We start from the raw sequence: 19,518 nt of genomic DNA, 5'->3' as shown, positions 1-19,518 counted from the left end.
TCTTATACATTATTAAGTTTATTTCTACACAATATATTGCTATTTACATTTATAATAAAGATATCATTAAACTGGTTTTTTATTAAATAAAATAACAGCTGATAACAGACACACTATTGAAATAATAATTGTTACAATGATTGGAATAATAAATTCTGGAGCTGTCACTTTACCTGAAATCAAATCTATATTTTTTGATAATATGAAATTAGGCGTATAAGGTGCAATCTGCTTAGGAATAGAAATTAAACTCAAAGCAATGGTTACTACTAATACAAGTAATACACTTGCAAATGCTGGTCTAAATAGTACACATCCAAGAATTAATATAGTAATATACATAATACCTATTATCCATAAGTTAAATGCTGAAAATACAACATGATTAAGATTTGCAGTTGGCCAAAAATACATTGTGTAACCATAAGTACATAAAAAGCTCAACCAGAAACCAATGGTCATAATAATTACTGCAATAGAAAATTTAGATAATACTACAGATGAACGTGACAATCCTTTAGTCAACATAATGACAAGTGTTCCTTTAGAATATTCGTTTGATAAAATATTACAAAAAATAATTAGAGTTAAACTCATTCCAAGACCAGAGATATTACTAGAAAACTGTGTCCAAGAATCTAAAGCAGTTGGTAAAGCAGTAACTTTTAAAGTTGGGGCAAAATGAGCAATCAAGTCTGGCATAAATTTTGCAGAAAGAGGACTCATTATTCCAAATATTAAAAATAAAGTAATCAGACTAAATAACTTATAATTTCTTACATTCTCTACAAATTCTTTTTTTGTAAATGCTATGTATTCTCTCACTTTACTACCTCCAAAAATAAATTTTCAAGTGACAATTCTATTAATTCCATCTTTATTGGACAAAGATTCATTTCCGCAAGTGTAGATATGACTGTCTGTTGTATTGATTTTATATCTTTACCATGGAAAATAATTTCCATATTAGTCTCTTCTGAATCTTTAAGTAAGGATTTAATACTACTACTAGACTTAAATGCTTGAATTTCATCATTACTTGAAAACTCCAATAAAAGTCTATCTTTTCTGTGCATACTTTTTATCTCTGAAAGTGTACCACTAAGAGCAATGCTTCCGTTATTTAATATAGCTACATGGTCACAAATTCTTTCAACATCAGACAGTATATGTGTTGAAAATATTACGGTTGTTGAGTCTTTGATTTTAAACATGATATCTAATATTTCTTTTCTACCAACAGGGTCAAGTGCGCTTGTTGGTTCATCACAAATAAGTAATTTAGGGCGTGAAAGTAATGCTTGAGCTATCCCAAGACGTTGCTTCATTCCACGAGAAAATCCACCTATTCGTTTCTTTTCATTTCCAAGTCCTACAAGTGATAACAACTCTTCACTTCTTGACTTTATTTCTTGTTTTGAAAGCCCTGTGATTTCTCCACAAAGAGAAAGATATTCAAGTGGTCTCATATAGTTATAAAACTCTGGAACATCAGGTAGATAACCTACATGACGATTAGAACTTGTTCTTCCATAGGTCACTTTCTCACCACAAACATTTATAGTTCCACTATCTGTTTCAAGTAGCCCAAGCACCATTTTCATTGTTGTAGTCTTGCCTGCACCATTCTTACCTACAAATCCAAAAACTGACCCTTCTGGTACAGTAAGATTTAGATTATCTATTATCTTTCGATTACCAAAACTTTTTGATAACCCATTTATTGAAACAATATTCATCATTCATCACCTCTCCCTATAGTGAAATATAAAATTGGACCTATTATACTTATAAATAACACTAAAAGAATCCATATTGCCTTATTACCAATTTTATAATTTGGATGTTTTATTATATGAATAAGTGCAGTAATTACAAGTATTAAATCTAAAATAATAACAGGAAGCAAAAGTGGTAGATATTCCATTAAATTTTCCATAATCCTATTCCTCCAATAAAGATAATTTTTCTATAAGAAATCTGTATTCTTTGTTCTCATTTAATACAGAAAACACAGGATTATTCTTAATAGCAGCAACAATACCTGCCTTTACAATTGTATCATCACGTGTGATGCCTGTTCCAATCTCAGAAATCCAACCATCGATATGATTAAAAAAGTCATCACTATGTAGCATAATTGGATATATATCACTCATTGCCAAATCTACATATCTTTGTAATGACTTAATAGCTCTTTTAGTATTTCCATGTATTAAATTCATTTGTATCTGTGTTAAATATACAGAAAACATAATGCCAGGAGATAATGCATCAAGGTCAAAAGTATCTGAAATCATTAAAATACGTCTTTCTATTTCTTCAATTTGTGATTTATCTGAGTTTTGCAGAAGTCCCACTAAATCTTGAACTAACAACGTAAGATTCTGATATGCTCCTATCTGTAACGTTTCATTAGCTTCACTAGTTTGACCATTCATCATTTGTCCCTGTGCAAGAAGTATGCTTTCATTTACCATGGGAAAATTGCTATCTTGAAATAAGTCAATAACTTCTATCGGTTGATTTAACAAGATATAACAGGTTGCCTCCATACCTTTTGACTGACGACAAATTTCTATATCATCACTTGTTTCTCTTATGCGAATAAAAATTTCTAATGCTTCCCTAATTAATAGTTCACGTTTTTCTTCATCTATAAGGTCATAATGATTAATTATCAAAACACCCATCTGATAAATCAAAGGAAAGCATGAATAATATTTCTTTATGGTTTCTCTTATTTCATCCATAACTTCGTCAAATGGTTTAACAGTAAAATCTTTACACAATCGCTGATATAGTTTATTAATATCTTCCTTAATCATTTGTGGTTCGTAGCAAATTAATTCATCAACTGTAATGTTGAAATATGTCGCGAGTTGTGGCAAAAAAGTAATATCAGGATAGCTTTGCCCAGTTTCCCATTTAGACACAGAAGCTTTAGATATACCTATATAATTTGCAAGTTCATCTTGTGTGATTCCTTTTTCTTTACGCTTTAAAATCAGTGTTTTTGCAATGTTTAATTCATTCATGTCAACGCCTCCTTTGTATAATTATATCCTTAAATCCATAAACCTAACAAGCGATTTAAAGTTGACTTTTGATGAAAAAATCAACCATAGAGAAACAAATAAGCAGGTATCTGAGATACCTGCTTAAATATATTTTTAAATTTAATTTATATATTTTTTTGTTTGTTCCAATTATTTCCACATTTTTATACAAGAGCACAAATGAATATATCCAAATATAGTTTTTATTTATCATGTTTTTTAAACGTCTTGTATAAAATATCTTTTAATATAAGTACATTATTCTCATTGCTCATACTGTATTCTTTTTCAAATCTTGAATATAATTCTTCAATAGCTATTTGATACTTTTCTATCCCCTCTATATCAACATACGCTTCTAAAATAGGATACTTAGAGCTCCATGCCTTTGTCCAGTCAACATCCTTACTAATATTATCAGTTATATCTTTAGAACATAAATTACTTTCATCAATTAAGTAATCATAAGTAATATTGAATAGCTTTGATATATTTTTTATATTTTCTAAATCTGGCTTAGCTTGCCCTAATTCCCACTTACTGATAGTTTGTCTAGATACATTTAGTCTTTCAGCCAACAATTCTTGAGAATAATTATATTTCTTTCTTAATTTTGTAATCTTGTCTCCTAGATTCATATGTTAAACTCCTTTCAAGTTAAAAATAATTATATTTCAATTATAAAGTATTAAACTCAATGGTTCTACAAAGCAAAGTTTGAAATATGTAAACTTTAGTTTACATACATGATGAATCATTCTATATAAACAATACTAATATTAATATTTAATTATAGATTTTTTGATAAAAATTAATTATTTATTCTTAAATAATAAAAAAAGGCTTGTGTTGTAGTTAACTCCAAGTAGTATACTCTATTTAAGAATTGAGTAAAACATAATAAGTTTTATGTAAAGATATTGTACAGTTTATAAATAAAGTAAATAGGAGGAAATTTATGAGTAATATAGATATATTTGAAAGAGACAAATCTGGTGAGGTAATTTCAATTTCTGACCCAGATATGGATAAAATAAGATATGTAATAGAAAGAGCTCAGAAGATAACTGCTGAACTAAATAACTCATATCATACAAAAAAAGAAATAAGAGAATTATTTTCTAAACTTACAGGTGTTAATGTTGATGAAAGCCTATATCTAATACCACCTTTTTACACAGATTTTGGAAAGAATATAAGAGTTGGAAAGGATGTATTTATTAATCATGCTTGTACATTTATGGATAGAGGAGGAATTACGATTGAAGATGATGTACTGATTGGACCTAAAGTAAATCTTATAACAATAAATCATCCTTTAGAGCCATCTGAAAGACATTCCACTGTGTCTACACCTATAGTTATAAAGAAGAATGCTTGGTTAGGAGCAGGGGCAATGATTATGCCAGGTATTACAATAGGTGAAAATGCCGTTGTTTCAGCAGGAGCAGTAGTCACAAAAGATGTCCCCCCAAATACTGTAGTTGCAGGTGTTCCTGCTAAGATAATAAAGAAGGTATGTTAGATTATCAGATTCTAAGTTGAAGTTTAGATATTGGATTAATAGAATATTATTATAGTATTTCAATAAAAAAAGACATTCTTAATTTAATTAAGTTTGTCTTTTTTTATTGATTAATATCATATTTATGCCAAGTTTTATTGTCAAAGTTCTTGACAAGTAAACTTGGCATGATATAATTAAAATACCAAGTAAACTTTGCATCCAATTAGGAGGTGTCTCATATGAATAAAGAAGAAATTTTAAGTAAGAGTCGTCAATCTACTAAAGATGAAGGATTAGAGTATATTGAAAATAAAGGTAGAAAAATGGGATATTCTCTTTTCATATGTGTCTTTGCTTTCATTGTAATATTTAACGCTTTTATTGGACAAAAGAGTGATGCAGTATCCGCTTTATTTTGGACATTTGGTCTTGCTGAAAATATAGCAAGATACCAATTCACACATGAAAAAAAGAATTTGATTTGGGCTATTATTTTCTTAATTACAACTATCTTCTTATTGACTAACTTTGTTTTATCATCGTTGAGGTAAGCATATGAATGAAGAATTAATACTAAAAAATCACTTAAAAATAGCAAGAACAGAGAAAAAATTATCTCAAAGTCAGCTAGCTGAAATGGTTGGCGTATCAAGAAATACTATTAGTTCCATAGAAACAGGTCAGTTTAATCCAACAGCAAAATTAGCACTTATTTTATGTATAGCTTTAGATAAAAAATTTGAAGATTTATTTTACTTTGAATAAAATCTATTGTATTCATAAAATATAAAAGAAATTATAGTCATTGTATATTTTATTCACTTATAAAATTCAAAATTTAAAGATTTAAATAAATAAAACAAAAAGAGTAAATGGTTAGATATTTATTATCTTATCGCTTTACTCTTTTATTTGTTTTGAGCGTTTATCCATATCTTTAATACCTTATATTACATATTTATTATAACATCTTCTATATTCAGAAATCCCATTTTCAAATCCATATATCTAAATACAAAATAAATACACAGGTACCTTAAGAAATATGTTGCAAAATTATTAAGGTACCTGTATAATATATTTCATAAGGTGCCTTATCATTATAAATTATATTATTTAGGAGGATAACATGGAAAATGAAAAATCAAATATTAAATATTTAAAAGAAGAACCAATAAAAAAAACTATTCTTTATTTATCTATTCCTATGATGATAGGAATGTCAGCTGGAACTATCTATAATGTAATTAATGCCTACTTTATAGGGTTAGTTCATGACACAGCTATGCTTAGTGCAATAACATTAGGAATCCCTATATTTACAATTCTAATGGCTTTTGGAAATATGTTTGGTGTTGGTGGCAGTACATTCATAACTAGGCTAATTGCACAAAATAATAGTGATGAAGCCAAGAAAATTGCTGGATATACTTTTTATGCAAGTATTATAACGGGTCTATTGATAGGTTTAATTGGCTACTTACTAATGAATCCTATTATTAAATTATTAGGTTCTGATATGGCTACATTTGAATATACAAAACAATATGCAATTACACTATTTGTTGGTGGATTCTCTATTGTATTAAACTTCTCTCTTGAGCAAATTGTAAGGTCTGAAGGTGCATCAAAAGAATCTATGTATGGTATGTTTGTAAGTGTAATAGTTAGTATCATATTAGATGTTTTATTTATACTAGTTCTTAATATGCATGTATACGGTGCTGCATTATCAATGATACTTTCTAATATTGCATCTAGTGCTTATTATGTTTGGTATTTAAATGTTAAAAGCGAGAATCTTAGAGGATTTTTACATTACATAAAAATCAGCATAAATAGCCAAGTTGAAATATATAAAGTTGGTGTATCCCAATTAATCCAATGCTCTTTCTTAATTGTGACTACACTACTATCCAATAATTACTCTATGCAATATGGAAATAACATAGTTGCTAGTTTTGGTATAGCACTTAGAATTGCTCAAATTCCAGAATTCTTTGTTATGGGTATTGTTTTGGGTGTAATGCCACTTATAGCATATAATTTTTCTAATAAGAATATACCTCGTTTAAAAGAAAGCATAAAGTATTCTGCTTTATTCATATTTGTAATCGCGGTTGTATTTTCAGGAGTTGTTTATATATTTAGAACTCAAGTAATACAAACATTCTCAGTTGATACATCAGTTATTGAAATAGGAACATATGTATTGGTAGCTATGTTAGTATCTGCCTTATTCAATGGAGTTACATCTTTATTTATGACAATATATCAGGCTTCAGGAAAAGGCATTGAAACAGGTATAATGTCTATAAGCCAAGGTGGATTGTATATACCTATAGTAATATTGCTTAATCATTTTTATGGACTTGATGGGTTAATATGGTCTATGACAGTAACAGAAATTATAACATTTTTAATAGGTGCAGTTTTATATATACCTTATAGTATAAAACTTAAAAAGGCATCAACTAAAAATAAAGTAAGTCTTATATAGGACTTACTTTATTTTTAATTTTAATGCTAGTCAATACAAATTATTTTATTATATGTAATTATTAATATACTAATCAATTTTATTAAAAATAACAGTCTTTTCTTTTAAAGAGATTTTTCCTACTTGATATCCGTATTCATTTAATTCTTTTTTATATTTCAAAAACGAATGATCTATCTCTATTCCTGCAATACCTTTTATTTCTTCAAAAGTTAATTTAAATGATTGATTACCACTTTTCTTGACATATTCCCATAAAGAACTATATTTACTCACTTTATATCACTCCTTTTAAAATTATATCTTATCTATTAGTTTATATTCTATCACTATTAATTTATAAAATAATACCACTTATTATTTATATAAAAAAATATACAAATAATAAGTAGCTATTTTTTATAGTTATCATATTTTCTTCATATTTAAAGAAAAACCACTTATAGTTAAAATTTTTTTAAGGAAGTCTACTCTATCAGAAAATAAATTTTAATTGTTCTTATTTTTATTATGTAATTATTCAAGATAATATGTCATCGTTGAAATACAAATCTAATAACTAAATATTTTTACACATTCATTAATTAAAATTTTTTTATCGATTTTAAGTTAAATTTGTTAGTATTTTAGTAATAACGTTTTCTTTGTTTTAACTATGGATAATCAATTCAGTTATAATTAAAGTTCTATATCAACCTTTTTACCACTCATTGAACAACAACTAACTTTTGCCTTATCAATAGAGAATATTTCAAATTTGCCATCTCCTACAGAGTACATTTGACCTAGACTTGGCATTATTTCAAGCGCCTTAGCTTGTGTTTCTTTTGATGTAACAAATACTGCTTCGCCCAAAATACGTAGAGTATTAAGTTTTTGGTCTATACAGCAAATCTCAAGCTTTGGATTAAAAATAAGTTGCTTAAACATATCTTTTTGATTAGATGTGCAAAATGTAAGTTTCCCATCATATTCCATAACAAACCCTAGAGGACGCACATGCGCTTGATTGTTCTCATCAGCTGTTGCTAAATAATAAACTCCTGCTTTGTTCAAAAATTCTAATACTTTCATAATTTTTACACCCCTTTTAAATACTTGTATTAAGGATTATCCTTTGATATAATTTTAATATAAAATACAGAAAAAACAAGTATGCAGTTTTTTCTGATAAAGTATAAAAAAGATACTACTATAAATAAGGAGTAATTATAATGAGTCTAGATAATGAAAAAAATACAACTACAAATATTGAAGAATTAACCTGTCCAATACGTTATGCACTAGATATTGTTGGAGGCAAATGGAAATTACCTATTATATGTATGTTAGCAGTTGATAATCCGATTAGATATAGTAGCATAAAAAGAAAACTAGATGGAATTACAAATACTATGTTAGCTCAATCATTAAAAGACTTAGAGTCTGATGGTATTATTCATCGTAAACAATATAATGAAATCCCTCCAAAAGTTGAATATACATTGACAAGTAAGGGCAAAAGTATTGTGCCTATTTTGCAACAATTTGCTAATTGGGGAGCTATAAATATGCAAGAAAAAAACATATGTGGACTTAATTGTAAAGAATGTCGAAAAATTAAATAAATTGAAATATATTAGTTTATTTAATTGGTTACAAAAAGCCACTCTTTCATACAGAGTGGCTTAAAATTTAAATATGAAATACTACCCTACTTAACCACCTTACCATTTTTAAATCTCATATTTGGAAAACTTGCACCTAAAATTTTATTCTTGTCTATAGCATTTTCAATTCTTCTTATATCTTCATCACTCAATTTAATATCTTTAGCTTTTAAAGAGTCCAACAATGTAACTCTTCTTGATGCTCCAACTAAAGTTATAATATCATTACCTTTCGATAAAACCCATGCAAGTGCTATTTGTGGAATAGTAGCTTCTTTTTCATTTGCTATTTCTCTTAAGTTCTCTACAAGTTCAAGGTTTCTATCTATATTTTCATCAGAAAATAAAGGTATCCATTTATATCTTTGTGCATTAGATTTTGAACATACTCCACTTAAAAGACCATGAGCAAGAGCACCAAAAGCAACAACCCCTACTCCTAATTCTCTAGCAGTTGGCAATATATTTTTTTCTATATCTCTATTAAATAAAGAATACTCCACTTCTATAAGGCTTATATGATGAACATTATTAGCTCTCCTTAAAATATCTTCATCAACTTGGGTAATACCTATATGTTTTATGTATCCTTCTTTTACTAAGTCAGAAATAGCTCCAATAGTCTCTTCTATTGGTATAGCCAAATCTATTCTACCAGGTTGATAAAGGTCTATATAATCTAAATTTAATCTCTTAAGAGTCTGTGCAACATGACTTTTTATATTAAAAGAATTGACATCAAGACCATACATTTGACCATTAGGTGCAACAAGAGCCCCTGTTTTTACAGATACAAAGGCATCTTCTCTTTTTCTCCCCTTAAGAGCCTCACCTATTGTCATCTCACTTTGACCTGCTCCATAAAAATCCGCTGTGTTTAACATATTAATACCACTATCTAAGGCTTCATGTATTGTGGCTATATTCTCAGCTTTATTATCAAGGTTTACCATACCTCCACAACCTAGTCCAAGTTTATAAAGTTCTAAATTATCATTTTTGTATATCATCATAAAACCTCCCAATATAACTTAAATATTATTTTAGTACATTCGTACTTCACTTGACATTGTAGTACGAATGTACTAAAATGTCAAATAAATATTATTATAAATTTTTATTGGAGGATTCAATATGGCAAAACAAACAAAAGTAGATATTTTAATTAAAGCTCGTGACTTATTTAATGAATATGGCTATAATAATGTATCTATGAGAAATGTTGCTGATGCTTTGGGAATGAGTGTTGGTAACTTAACTTATTATTTTAAAAAAAAGGAAGATTTGATTGAAGAGGTAGTTGAATACAAACACAAAAACTATAAAAAAATAGACATGCCTAAATCCTTACAGGATTTAAATGATTTATTTTTAAACTCACTAAACATTCAAAATGAGAATGCATACTATTTTAAGCATTATGACCAGTTATCTCAAATAAGCCCTAAAATATATAGGTTTCAGCTTGATTTTATAAAAGAGCTTAAACAGTTTTTAAAAGAAAGCTTCATCAACCTGCAAAACTCTAATTTAATTCAGGAATGTGACATTCCTAACCAAATAGAAAATATTATTGAATGTATCTTAACAATACTTATATACAAACCTGTTGGCACTAAAGAACTTGATGAACATGATAGTATAGAAAGTACTCTAAACTGTTTATGGAGCATTATTTTTATGTTCCTTACAGATAAAGGAAAATATATATATTTAAACTCTATATCAAATCAATTTAAATAATAATCGATAAATTCAAACGACATAATATTATTAAAATTTAAAATACAAAAGTTTATTTAATTTATATAAATTATTAAAATTAATATAAAAATAGGATGAACATTTATAAGTCATCCTGTTTTTATATATTAAGCTCTAAATTTAATCAGTTCAAGTGTATCATTCAATACAGATATATTATCTACTTGAATCATTAACCACTTACTACCATTAAAAAAATCTATCTCGCTGTATATTTGTTTTATATATTCACAACAAGTATTAATAAACAAATCAACTTCTACTCTATCTCTCTCATTTACAATAACCAAAGCTTTAAAAGAACCTTCTTGTGGATATAAAGTACATAATGATTTACCTCTTTTTTTGTATTTTATATTCCAACCTCTTTGCATTGAACATTTACTATACTCAAGCTTAGGCTCTACATTATAAGTTGAAATCAAAGCATTATTTAGCTTGTCCCATAATGGGTTATTGATAAACTCTTTGATTTCCTCATGTGTTGGTTTATTATCTTGAAAAAACATGTCTTGCCAATCCATAGTTATCCCCCTTTCTATTGTTCAATAGGCACTGGAACTGTCCAATGTTCCATATATGCCACTTCATGTGTAACAGGATAATACATCTCAATCGCAAAATCAGTGGCTATTAAATTATGACTCTTCATCCACCGTTCCATAAACTTATCTGCTTTAAAAACAGCTGAATCAACTAACTCATTGAAATTTTCTGCTTCAAATCCACACACTAAATATTCTTTAGCAGGTAACTCAAAAGTACTATATCCTTCCACTGATGTACCTTTCTCCACTTCTATACCTGCCATATACATACAATTACCTTCTTTCGCACTTCCCATATAAAGAGCAGCAAATTCATTTCCACCTGGGATTTGATTTGGTATATTGTGTTTTTGACTTCCGAGTTTCATCCATAATTCCTTTGCTATCGCGATGCCAGTTGTCTCACCACCCATCAGCTGACAAATAGGTATTTCTCCTTCTATTCCAATAAAAGTCCTTGGATTACTCAATTTTCTGCGAGTTACTTCAATTACTATATCGTCCGCAATTAATGGCACACCTTCATCAACCATAATATAATTTAAAATTAATTCTGGCTTAATAAATTGATTGAGTTTTACTGGGTTTGCTCTATATTCCTCTGGAGTTAATCCATATGCTTTTTTAAAAGCACGTGTAAATGTCTCATGACTTTCAAATCCAAAATTTAAGGCTACATCAAGTATACGATTCTTATGTTCTGCTAAATGTTCAGAAGCTTTTGCAAGACGTCGAAGTTTTATATACTCCATTACTGTTTTATTAACTAATCTTTTAAACAATCTTTGATAATAAAATGGTGATAGGTTTGCTTCATTTGCTAGTTCATTAATTGATATTCCTTCTGATAATCGTTCTTCTATTAAGTCTAATGTGATTTGAATAGATTCCCATGCATGCAAGTTATAAGTACCTCCTAATATTGTTATTAATCTTATATATTTATATTATCAAAACTAAAAAAAATATTCTTGATATACAGTGCCCTTTTTAATTTTTTATATGATAATACTGATTTTTATCACTTTTTAAGTAAATATAAAATACGTATTAACATAAAATATAGCAAATCTTATTTAAAGATTTGCTATATTATATATTTTATTAAACTATTTTCAAATACTTCATTTATTTCCTTATGAAAAAATTCTTTCATATTGTCTATTTGTTCTTTATCATATACATACTTGCCATATCCAAATTGACCATATTTAAACTTTCTATCTTCATTTTCCATTGGCAACAATGTATCTGGATAAATTTCTAATATTCTATTTTTAGCTTTAGTAGTATATCTATGTGATATAACTTCAAATATAATTTTTCTATCAAAATCCTTTGGTAGTGCTTCTTTTATGTTTCTAATAAGGTTTCTATATTCTTCTTTCCAACCTTCGTATAAAAACACAGGAGCTATTATAAAACCAATCTGATAGCCAGCTTTAGCAAGTTTTACAGCTGATTCTATTCTTTTGTTAGCAGATGCTGTATAGTGCTCATGTCCTTCTATAATCCTAGGCGTATTTATACTGAATCGTATTTCTGTATGATTATTATGTTCAGCATCTAACAAGCTCTCTACATCACTGTATTTAGTAACAAATCTAAATCTTCCTTTTTCTTCTCTTCCAAAAAACTCTATTGTTTTTTTCAATGAATTTGTATATGGCTCTACTGGAACTGGGTCTGATGTAGCTGCACCTTCAAATATGGTAACTTGTGGCTTTCTATCTTCAATATACTTCTTAGTTTGTTCAAGTATCTCATCTATATTTACAAACACCCTTATAAAAGGTTTATCACCTAGTTGTGTATTTAAATAACAATATTCACATCTTCCCATACATCCACTAACAAGTGGTAGTTGATAATTAGCAGAAGGTTTACATGTCTGAAACTTCATGCTTTTTCTAATACCAACTACCATGGTCTGTTTTCCACTTCTATATTGCTCATATAGATTTTCACCTGGAATATGTTCCTTAATTCTATTTGATGATATATTAATTATCTCTACATCTTTTTTATCTTTAAATTTATCATATATATTTTTGCCAATGTCAGTGTCTAAGGTACCTTTTTCGAATATTATCCTTTTGGGATTAAACATTTATTTCACCTCTACTTAAAGTTTTTAAATTGAAGATTTCTATAAAATATTACTTAGTTAATCTTCCCTTTTTTAAGTACCTTTATTTATTAGAAAGTAAAATAAAAGTTTAAGATAAATTTCCTATATGTATAATACTTAGTCATAAATTTCTCACTTATAATATAAGTTTTTATCTAAAACTAAATATATAATGTTAAGTTACAAAGATTTGTAGTATATTTCTTTTATTTGTTCTTTATTAAAAGTTTTTGGATGTCTCTTAATATTTGCAACTGATATTTTCATGCAATTATCAGTTAACCAATCTATATCTGATTTTTCAACACCTAAATCACTTAATTTTATATCTAAATCTATTTTTTTAAGGAAATTTCTAATTGCATTTGAACAATCTTCTGCACAAGTTCCTCCTAATATCTTTGATATTTTCCCAAATCTTTCAATATCACTATCCCATGAACTTTCTACAATACTTGGAGTCAAAGCTGCAAGTCCTTTCCCATGCATTACATCTCTAAGACCACTTACAGGATGTTCCATACCATGTGGTAAGGCTGTACCTGCTGTACCAATTGTCATTCCTCCAATAGTGCTTGCAAGTGTTATTTTTTCCCATGCTTCTAAGTCCTCTACATTATTATATACCCTTACTAGATTTTCTGATATAAGCTCAACCCCATAAATAGCTTGTACATCTGCAAGAGGATTTCTTCCATTAGAAAGATATGCTTCCATATTATGAGCAAGTGCATCAAATCCAACTGATGCAATTATATGCTTTGGCATTGTAATCATAAGTTCTGGGTCAATTATTGATGCCTTTGCATACATACTATTCTTTTTTATAGATTTTTTGTCTTTAGTTTCTGAATTTGTAAGTACTGCAAAACAATTTCCTTCACTACCTGTACCTGATGTAGTTGGAACTAAGATTATAGGTAAAGCTTCTTCTCCTTGTCTGATTCCAAATATATATTCATTTAAGTCTCCTGGGTTTTTATAAGAAAAAGCAATACTCTTAGCAGCATCCATGATACTTCCTCCACCAAGACCTAAGACACAGTCACATCCAGTTGCTTTTATAATTTCTACACCTGAATATATAGTAGTTATAAGAGGATTTTGTTCTACTTTATCAAAAACTTCATATTCTATTTTAGAGTCTTTTAGTAAGTCTATTGTTTTATCAAGTAATCCAGTTTTCTTTGTACTATTTTTGCCAGTTACAATCAATACTTTTTTACCATATTTAGATACTTCTTTTCCTACATCATTGATTCTACCTCTCCCGAACAATATGTTTACTGGTAAGTTATAATTAAAATTCATGCCAAAACCTCCTATTTCTACTTTAGTAATAATTTTATTTTTCAACACAACGTAATTATGTATTAAAACATAAATTAAAAAACAATCTTTTACTTAATTATATGTATTATTTTATACTATATCAAGTTATCTCTATTTAACCAAATTCAATTTTTAATTGTAATCTATTTAAATATTTGAGACTTTAATCAAAGATAAAAAATAAAGAAGAGTTACACAAAGATAATTTCAATTATCTTAAAATAACTCTTCTCATAATATTAGATATTTTTTATAAATTTACTTTAATATATTTAATCTTACAATTCTATTAACATGTTCATAAGTTTATTACTTCTTTGAACAAATGAGTCTAACTCGTCTGGTTTTAATTCTTTATTAGAAAGTAAAGCTAAATCTGCTATTTGATTACAGATAAGTGCAACTTTATCTTTCTTTTCTTCATTATCTTTAAGAGAAACTAATTTTTTAATAATTGGGCTATTTTCATTTATCACAAGAGTTTTCTCTTCCTCGAAGTTCATTCCTAAATCCATTCCAGCAAATCTTGACTGCATTTCTGCCATTCTTATAGATTGTTCAGATACTAATACCATAGCTGGAGTATCTTCATTTTTTAATCCTTCTACAGAATAATTCTTCACTCTTTCTCCAACGGCCTCTTTAAATAGACCTTCTATCTTAGCTATTTCTTCTTTATTTTCTTCACTATCTTTATTTTCATTTTTGTCTTTTAATACATCAGAAAGGTCTGCATCTATTCTATTAAACTTAACACCATTTTCTTTATATTCCATAAATGAAATAAAGTGAGTATCTATTGATGAGTTTAATACAACAGCATTTAAATCGTATTCTTTAAATAGTTTAATGTATTGTGATTGTTGTTCCTTATCACTTACATAGAATACTTTATTTTCGTGCTTGTCCTTGCATTTCTCTAGATAATCTTGTAATGTTATATATTCATCATTAATAGTTTTAAATAATATACATTCTTTTACTTTTTCATAGAAACTTTCATCTTTTAAGCAACCATATTTAATAAATATTTGTATATCATCCCAAAACTTATTGTATTCTTCTCTTTCATTTTTACAAAGAGATTTTAACTTGTCAGCTACTTTTTTAATTATATGTTTAGAGATTTTACTTACATCTCTATCATTTTGTAAGAAACTTCTTGATACATTTAATGGTAAATCTGGGCAATCTATTACACCTTTTAATAGAAGTAAAAATTCTGGTATAACTTCTTTTATATTATCCGCTACAAATACTTGATTGTTGTATAATTTTACTTTTCCCTCTGTCAATTCAAACTCATTTTTTAATTTAGGAAAGTAAAGTATACCCTTTAAGTTAAAAGGATAATCTACATTTAGATGTATCCAGAATAAAGGTTCATCAAATACATGGAACACTTTTCTGTAAAACTCTTTGTATTCATCATCAGTACAATCTTTTGGAGATTTTAGCCATAGAGGATTAGTGTCATTTAAAGGCTCAATTACCTTTGCATCTATAACTTCTTCTTCTTTCCCATCTTCCTTTTGTTTTTTAGCTTTTTCTTCTGCTTCTTTAGCTTCTCTTTCTAATCTTTCAACATCTTCTAGATATATTTCTACTGGTAAGAAAGAACAATACTTGTCTATTATACCCCTTACAGTAAATTCATCTAAGAATTCTTTACTATCATCATCAATAAATAATGTTATAGTAGTCCCTCTTTCATGTCTAGCATCTGATTCAGATATTTCATATTCTGTACCACCTTCAGATACCCATCTTACTGGAGTTGCTCCTTCTGTATATGAAAGTGTATCTATTTGCACTTTTTTAGACACCATGAATGCAGAATAAAATCCTAATCCAAAGTGACCTATTATGTCATTTGATTCTTCCATCTTATCCTTATATTTGTTAAAGAAATCCTCAGCACCTGAAAAAGCAACCTGATTTATGTATTTTTTTATCTCTTCTTCAGTCATACCAATTCCATTGTCAATAAATTTAAGTGTACCTTTCCCTTTATTTACAGATACTGTAATTTTATAATCTGATGGATTATTTTCTGATATTTCTCCTAATGATACAAGTCTTTTGTGTTTACTTACTGCATCACATCCATTACTTATAAGCTCTCTTATAAATATGTCTTTATCAGAATATAACCATTTTTTAATTATAGGAAAAATATTTTCTGTATGAATTGAAATACTCCCTTTTTCAAACTCCATTTTTATCCCTCCTCATTTTATAATTAATATTTTAAATTTTTTAAAATAGTATGTCAATATATTATAGACAAATTGTTTTAAAATAAAATAATTTCTTTTTCTTATCTAATTTAATTATTCTTCTTTCAAGATTTCTTTTACTTTTGAATTATTATACATGCTATTAGGTACCTTATTAACTAATTTTTTTAATGTCAATTTAGAATTTTTTAAATCGCCTTTATTATAATACATCATACCTAAATTATAATATGATTCATCAAAATATGAATCTGTTTCTGAATAATTTTCTACATACATTTTATAATATTCTTCAGCTGTGTCATAGTCTTTTAACTTTTCACTAAGAATAGCAACTTGATAAGTTGCCTCTGATGTATTGCCTGTACTTTTACCTATGTCTGCAACTTTTTTATATAGTTGTATAGAAGATTTTGTTTGCTTTTCTGACTTTAATGCATTTGCTTTAGACATCAGCTCATCCTCTGTAAATAAATTAGAATCGTTATCACTTCCATTTTCTACAGTATTTTTTTTGGATTTTAGATTCTCTTTATTAATATCTTTAGTGCTCTTGTTGGTATTTGAAGTCTTATCAGCAACTTCATTTTCTTTCTTGTTCAAACTAGAATCTATTGACCCTCTATCTTTAGTTTCACTATTTTTAGATATTTTATTAGTTAAATTATTCATCTTATAAGAACTATATATATTTTTTCCTATTAATAATATACCTAATATTATTGCTACATATAGGTATTTATTTTTTATAATACTTTTTTTCTTATCATAACCTGCAGTTTTCTGCTTTTTATCCTTACTTCCTTCTGTGGTCATATTTTTAGGTTCATCAATTCTAGAACTATTAATATTTTTATTTACAAGCTCATCCTTATACTCATCTAAATTCGCATTGATTTTAACCTGTCTGTTAGCATTACTGTATATATCTAATGTATTATTTTCTTGATTTAATAAATAATTTTCTTTATCGATACTCTTCAATACTTCTAGACATTCATCAAATTTTATATATTCTTCTTGCTTTTCATAAAGTAAAGCAAGCAACTCATAAGGTTCTATTAAGTCACTATATTGCTCGGTTATAAGTTTGAATCCTTGTATGGCTTCTTTATACATCCCTTTATTTATCAGTCTTATAAATTGATTATACTTTTCAAAGAAAATTAAAAACTCCTCAGATGTAAGCATGTTTATATACTTTTCACACAGAGCAGTTTTTTCACAAATTAAACTCTTATAGAAACTTTCTACAGCCTCGTCAAAATTACATTTTAGTAAATTTACAAGACCTATGAGATTTAATACATCCACATCATCTGGTTTTAAATCTCTTGCCTCTTTTAAAGATTTTAATCCACTTGATATGTAATTATTATTTATATTATCAATAGATTTATTATATAGAGCACATGAGTCCTTTTTATTGAGTTTTAATATATCTTTTTTTATATCATTTAAATTTAAAATAAATACCACCTCATGCCTTAAGTATTAATTAATGTTGTTTTTAAACAAGAGATTTTACCATATCCTCTTCACTTACTATACTTGTTACTTTTACACCAAAATTCAAGTCTACTACTACTACTTTTCCATAGGCCAATACTTTATTGTCTATTAGTATTTCTACATCTTGGTCTGCTAAAGTATCCAGTTCAATAAGAGAACCTTTATTTAGATTTAAAATATCTCTTAGGCTCATCTTTGTTCTTCCTATAACTACAGATAACTCCAACTTAAGGTCAAGGATTCTTTGTATATTATTTTTGTTGGCTTCTGAAACATCTAAAGCTAACTCATCATTTCCATCAATTTCACTTTCAACTTTATCATTTAATAACATCTTTGCTTCTTCATCTGAAATAAGATTACTATTATCCATAAACTACACCTCTTTTCTGACAGCATCATTTATTTTTACACCTTTTTTACTTGATATAAATCCTGGTGTTGCTGTGTATGATTTTGAATTTTCTACAAATACATCTATATAGTCATTTATTTTTTTATTTGTTACTATTACATCTCCAACCTCTAGCTTGAGCAAATCTTCAATATTAATAGATACTTTTCCTATCTCTGCAATAACTGATAGTTCTATATTAGATACACTATTGTATATTTTATTAGTGAATTCTTCTGAATTATCTCCTGCATCCATATCTAAAAAGTCTACAACAGAAATACTCTCCAGCATAGCCTCTAAAGCATTATATGGGAAACAAAGAGAAACACTACCGACATAATTGTTATCATTTATCACCTTTAAATCTACTATACATACAGGTGCAGTTGGAGAACATAATTGTGGTAAATTAATATGTGTATGTGTATCCAATACTTGTATGTTTTCAAAGCCTTCAAATAAATGCATGTTTCTTACTAAATCTTCCATAAGATGTAAGAGTACTTTCTTATCAAGTTCTGTAAGTTCTCTGTCATTATCTTTTACAACTCCATTTCCTCCAGCTGTCACGTCAATCCACATATCAGCTACACTTCTATCTACTCTAAAAGAAAAGTTTTTCATAATAGGTTCCATCGAATTTTGTACTACTATACATGAAGATGTCACCCTATCTAAAAAAGTTTGATAATTTACTTGGTCTATACTCTCAACTACCATACTAGAATTACACTTAAGTTCATAAATTATATAATTTTTATATTTTTTACAGAATTCAGCTAATAAAAAATTTAAACAAGTTAAATTTTCTCTTGAATAGCTCTGAGGTTTGCCAAAATCATAATCTTTCATATCATACATGAATATTCCTCACCTTAC

Annotated in this window: 22 protein-coding genes; 6 read left to right on the top strand and 16 right to left on the bottom strand. The window is 27.7% G+C overall.

What is annotated here, in order from left to right:
* Positions 1-66 precede the first annotated feature (66 nt).
* The 5 genes from ACTG47_RS02070 to ACTG47_RS02050 form a co-directional block, all read right to left on the bottom strand.
* Positions 67-825, bottom strand: coding sequence for an ABC transporter permease (locus tag ACTG47_RS02070; RefSeq protein WP_479925918.1), 759 nt, complete (start codon positions 823-825; stop codon positions 67-69).
* The gene (locus ACTG47_RS02065) at positions 822-1,742 is read right to left on the bottom strand and encodes an ABC transporter ATP-binding protein (RefSeq protein ID WP_479925917.1); all 921 of its coding nucleotides are present in this window, start codon (positions 1,740-1,742) and stop codon (positions 822-824) included. The genes ACTG47_RS02070 and ACTG47_RS02065 overlap by 4 nt, the downstream gene beginning before the upstream one ends.
* Positions 1,739-1,939 (bottom strand): PLD nuclease N-terminal domain-containing protein, encoded by a 201-nt coding sequence (locus ACTG47_RS02060; protein ID WP_479925916.1) that lies wholly within the window; start codon positions 1,937-1,939, stop codon positions 1,739-1,741. Before ACTG47_RS02060 ends, ACTG47_RS02065 begins: the two co-directional genes overlap by 4 nt.
* Positions 1,940-1,943: 4 nt before the next feature.
* Entirely contained in the window at positions 1,944-3,038 is a 1,095-nt protein-coding gene (locus ACTG47_RS02055; protein WP_479925915.1) for a helix-turn-helix domain-containing protein, read from the bottom strand.
* Between the two features lie 224 nt (positions 3,039-3,262).
* Positions 3,263-3,697: a helix-turn-helix domain-containing protein gene (locus ACTG47_RS02050; protein WP_169467355.1), complete on the bottom strand. Its 435-nt coding sequence runs from the start codon at positions 3,695-3,697 to the stop codon at positions 3,263-3,265.
* 320 nt (positions 3,698-4,017) lie between these two features.
* Here ACTG47_RS02050 and ACTG47_RS02045 point away from each other — a divergent pair, with 320 nt between their 5' ends.
* From ACTG47_RS02045 to ACTG47_RS02030, 4 genes are all read left to right on the top strand, one after another.
* Entirely contained in the window at positions 4,018-4,584 is a 567-nt protein-coding gene (locus tag ACTG47_RS02045; protein ID WP_169467357.1) for a sugar O-acetyltransferase, read from the top strand.
* Positions 4,585-4,805: 221 nt separating this feature from the next.
* Positions 4,806-5,117 carry a DUF6442 family protein gene (locus tag ACTG47_RS02040; RefSeq protein ID WP_479925914.1) on the top strand — a complete coding sequence of 104 codons (312 nt, stop codon included), beginning with the start codon at positions 4,806-4,808 and terminating at the stop codon, positions 5,115-5,117.
* A gap of 4 nt (positions 5,118-5,121) precedes the next feature.
* On the top strand, positions 5,122-5,331 hold the full coding sequence (locus ACTG47_RS02035) for a helix-turn-helix transcriptional regulator (RefSeq protein ID WP_021382875.1): 210 nt from the start codon (positions 5,122-5,124) through the stop codon (positions 5,329-5,331).
* 364 nt (positions 5,332-5,695) lie between these two features.
* Positions 5,696-7,066, top strand: coding sequence for an MATE family efflux transporter (locus ACTG47_RS02030; protein ID WP_479925913.1), 1,371 nt, complete (start codon positions 5,696-5,698; stop codon positions 7,064-7,066).
* A gap of 69 nt (positions 7,067-7,135) precedes the next feature.
* On the opposite strand, the gene ACTG47_RS02025 is transcribed toward ACTG47_RS02030, so the two are convergent.
* Together ACTG47_RS02025 and ACTG47_RS02020 are read right to left on the bottom strand one after the other, a co-directional pair.
* Complete coding sequence (locus ACTG47_RS02025) at positions 7,136-7,342, bottom strand: hypothetical protein (RefSeq protein ID WP_169467363.1); 207 nt, start codon at positions 7,340-7,342, stop codon at positions 7,136-7,138.
* Between the two features lie 402 nt (positions 7,343-7,744).
* Positions 7,745-8,140, bottom strand: coding sequence for a pyridoxamine 5'-phosphate oxidase family protein (locus ACTG47_RS02020; protein ID WP_169467364.1), 396 nt, complete (start codon positions 8,138-8,140; stop codon positions 7,745-7,747).
* Positions 8,141-8,280: 140 nt separating this feature from the next.
* On the opposite strand from ACTG47_RS02020, the gene ACTG47_RS02015 reads away from it, so the two are divergent.
* Positions 8,281-8,673, top strand: a complete 393-nt coding sequence (locus tag ACTG47_RS02015; protein ID WP_169467366.1) for a winged helix-turn-helix transcriptional regulator — start codon at positions 8,281-8,283, stop codon at positions 8,671-8,673.
* Positions 8,674-8,759: 86 nt separating this feature from the next.
* Here ACTG47_RS02015 and ACTG47_RS02010 read toward each other — a convergent pair whose 3' ends face one another.
* Positions 8,760-9,728: an aldo/keto reductase gene (locus tag ACTG47_RS02010; protein ID WP_479925912.1), complete on the bottom strand. Its 969-nt coding sequence runs from the start codon at positions 9,726-9,728 to the stop codon at positions 8,760-8,762.
* Positions 9,729-9,849: 121 nt separating this feature from the next.
* Between ACTG47_RS02010 and ACTG47_RS02005 the strand changes: the two genes are divergently transcribed.
* The gene (locus ACTG47_RS02005) at positions 9,850-10,458 is read left to right on the top strand and encodes a TetR/AcrR family transcriptional regulator (RefSeq protein WP_479925911.1); all 609 of its coding nucleotides are present in this window, start codon (positions 9,850-9,852) and stop codon (positions 10,456-10,458) included.
* Between the two features lie 128 nt (positions 10,459-10,586).
* On the opposite strand, the gene ACTG47_RS02000 is transcribed toward ACTG47_RS02005, so the two are convergent.
* The 8 genes from ACTG47_RS02000 to ACTG47_RS01965 all read right to left on the bottom strand — a co-directional run bounded on the left by ACTG47_RS02000 (position 10,587) and on the right by ACTG47_RS01965 (position 19,500).
* Positions 10,587-11,003, bottom strand: a complete 417-nt coding sequence (locus ACTG47_RS02000) for a DUF3788 domain-containing protein (protein ID WP_479925910.1) — start codon at positions 11,001-11,003, stop codon at positions 10,587-10,589.
* A gap of 14 nt (positions 11,004-11,017) precedes the next feature.
* Positions 11,018-11,929 carry an AraC family transcriptional regulator gene (locus tag ACTG47_RS01995; RefSeq protein ID WP_479925909.1) on the bottom strand — a complete coding sequence of 304 codons (912 nt, stop codon included), beginning with the start codon at positions 11,927-11,929 and terminating at the stop codon, positions 11,018-11,020.
* A gap of 185 nt (positions 11,930-12,114) precedes the next feature.
* Entirely contained in the window at positions 12,115-13,137 is a 1,023-nt protein-coding gene (gene splB / locus ACTG47_RS01990; protein WP_479925908.1) for a spore photoproduct lyase, read from the bottom strand.
* Between the two features lie 201 nt (positions 13,138-13,338).
* Complete coding sequence (locus ACTG47_RS01985) at positions 13,339-14,469, bottom strand: iron-containing alcohol dehydrogenase (protein WP_479925907.1); 1,131 nt, start codon at positions 14,467-14,469, stop codon at positions 13,339-13,341.
* 299 nt (positions 14,470-14,768) lie between these two features.
* A complete protein-coding gene (gene htpG / locus ACTG47_RS01980) occupies positions 14,769-16,709 on the bottom strand; it encodes a molecular chaperone HtpG (RefSeq protein WP_479925906.1) in 1,941 nt (646 codons plus the stop codon).
* Between the two features lie 114 nt (positions 16,710-16,823).
* Positions 16,824-18,209: a tetratricopeptide repeat protein gene (locus ACTG47_RS01975; RefSeq protein WP_479925905.1), complete on the bottom strand. Its 1,386-nt coding sequence runs from the start codon at positions 18,207-18,209 to the stop codon at positions 16,824-16,826.
* Between the two features lie 31 nt (positions 18,210-18,240).
* Positions 18,241-18,615 (bottom strand): FliM/FliN family flagellar motor switch protein, encoded by a 375-nt coding sequence (locus ACTG47_RS01970; RefSeq protein ID WP_169467385.1) that lies wholly within the window; start codon positions 18,613-18,615, stop codon positions 18,241-18,243.
* 3 nt (positions 18,616-18,618) lie between these two features.
* On the bottom strand, positions 18,619-19,500 hold the full coding sequence (locus tag ACTG47_RS01965; protein WP_479925904.1) for a FliM/FliN family flagellar motor switch protein: 882 nt from the start codon (positions 19,498-19,500) through the stop codon (positions 18,619-18,621).
* Between the last annotated feature and the right edge of the window lie 18 nt (positions 19,501-19,518).

This window comes from Clostridioides sp. LIBA-6622 (genome assembly GCF_056716095.1).
This window is presented reverse-complemented; position numbering and strand designations above follow the sequence as displayed.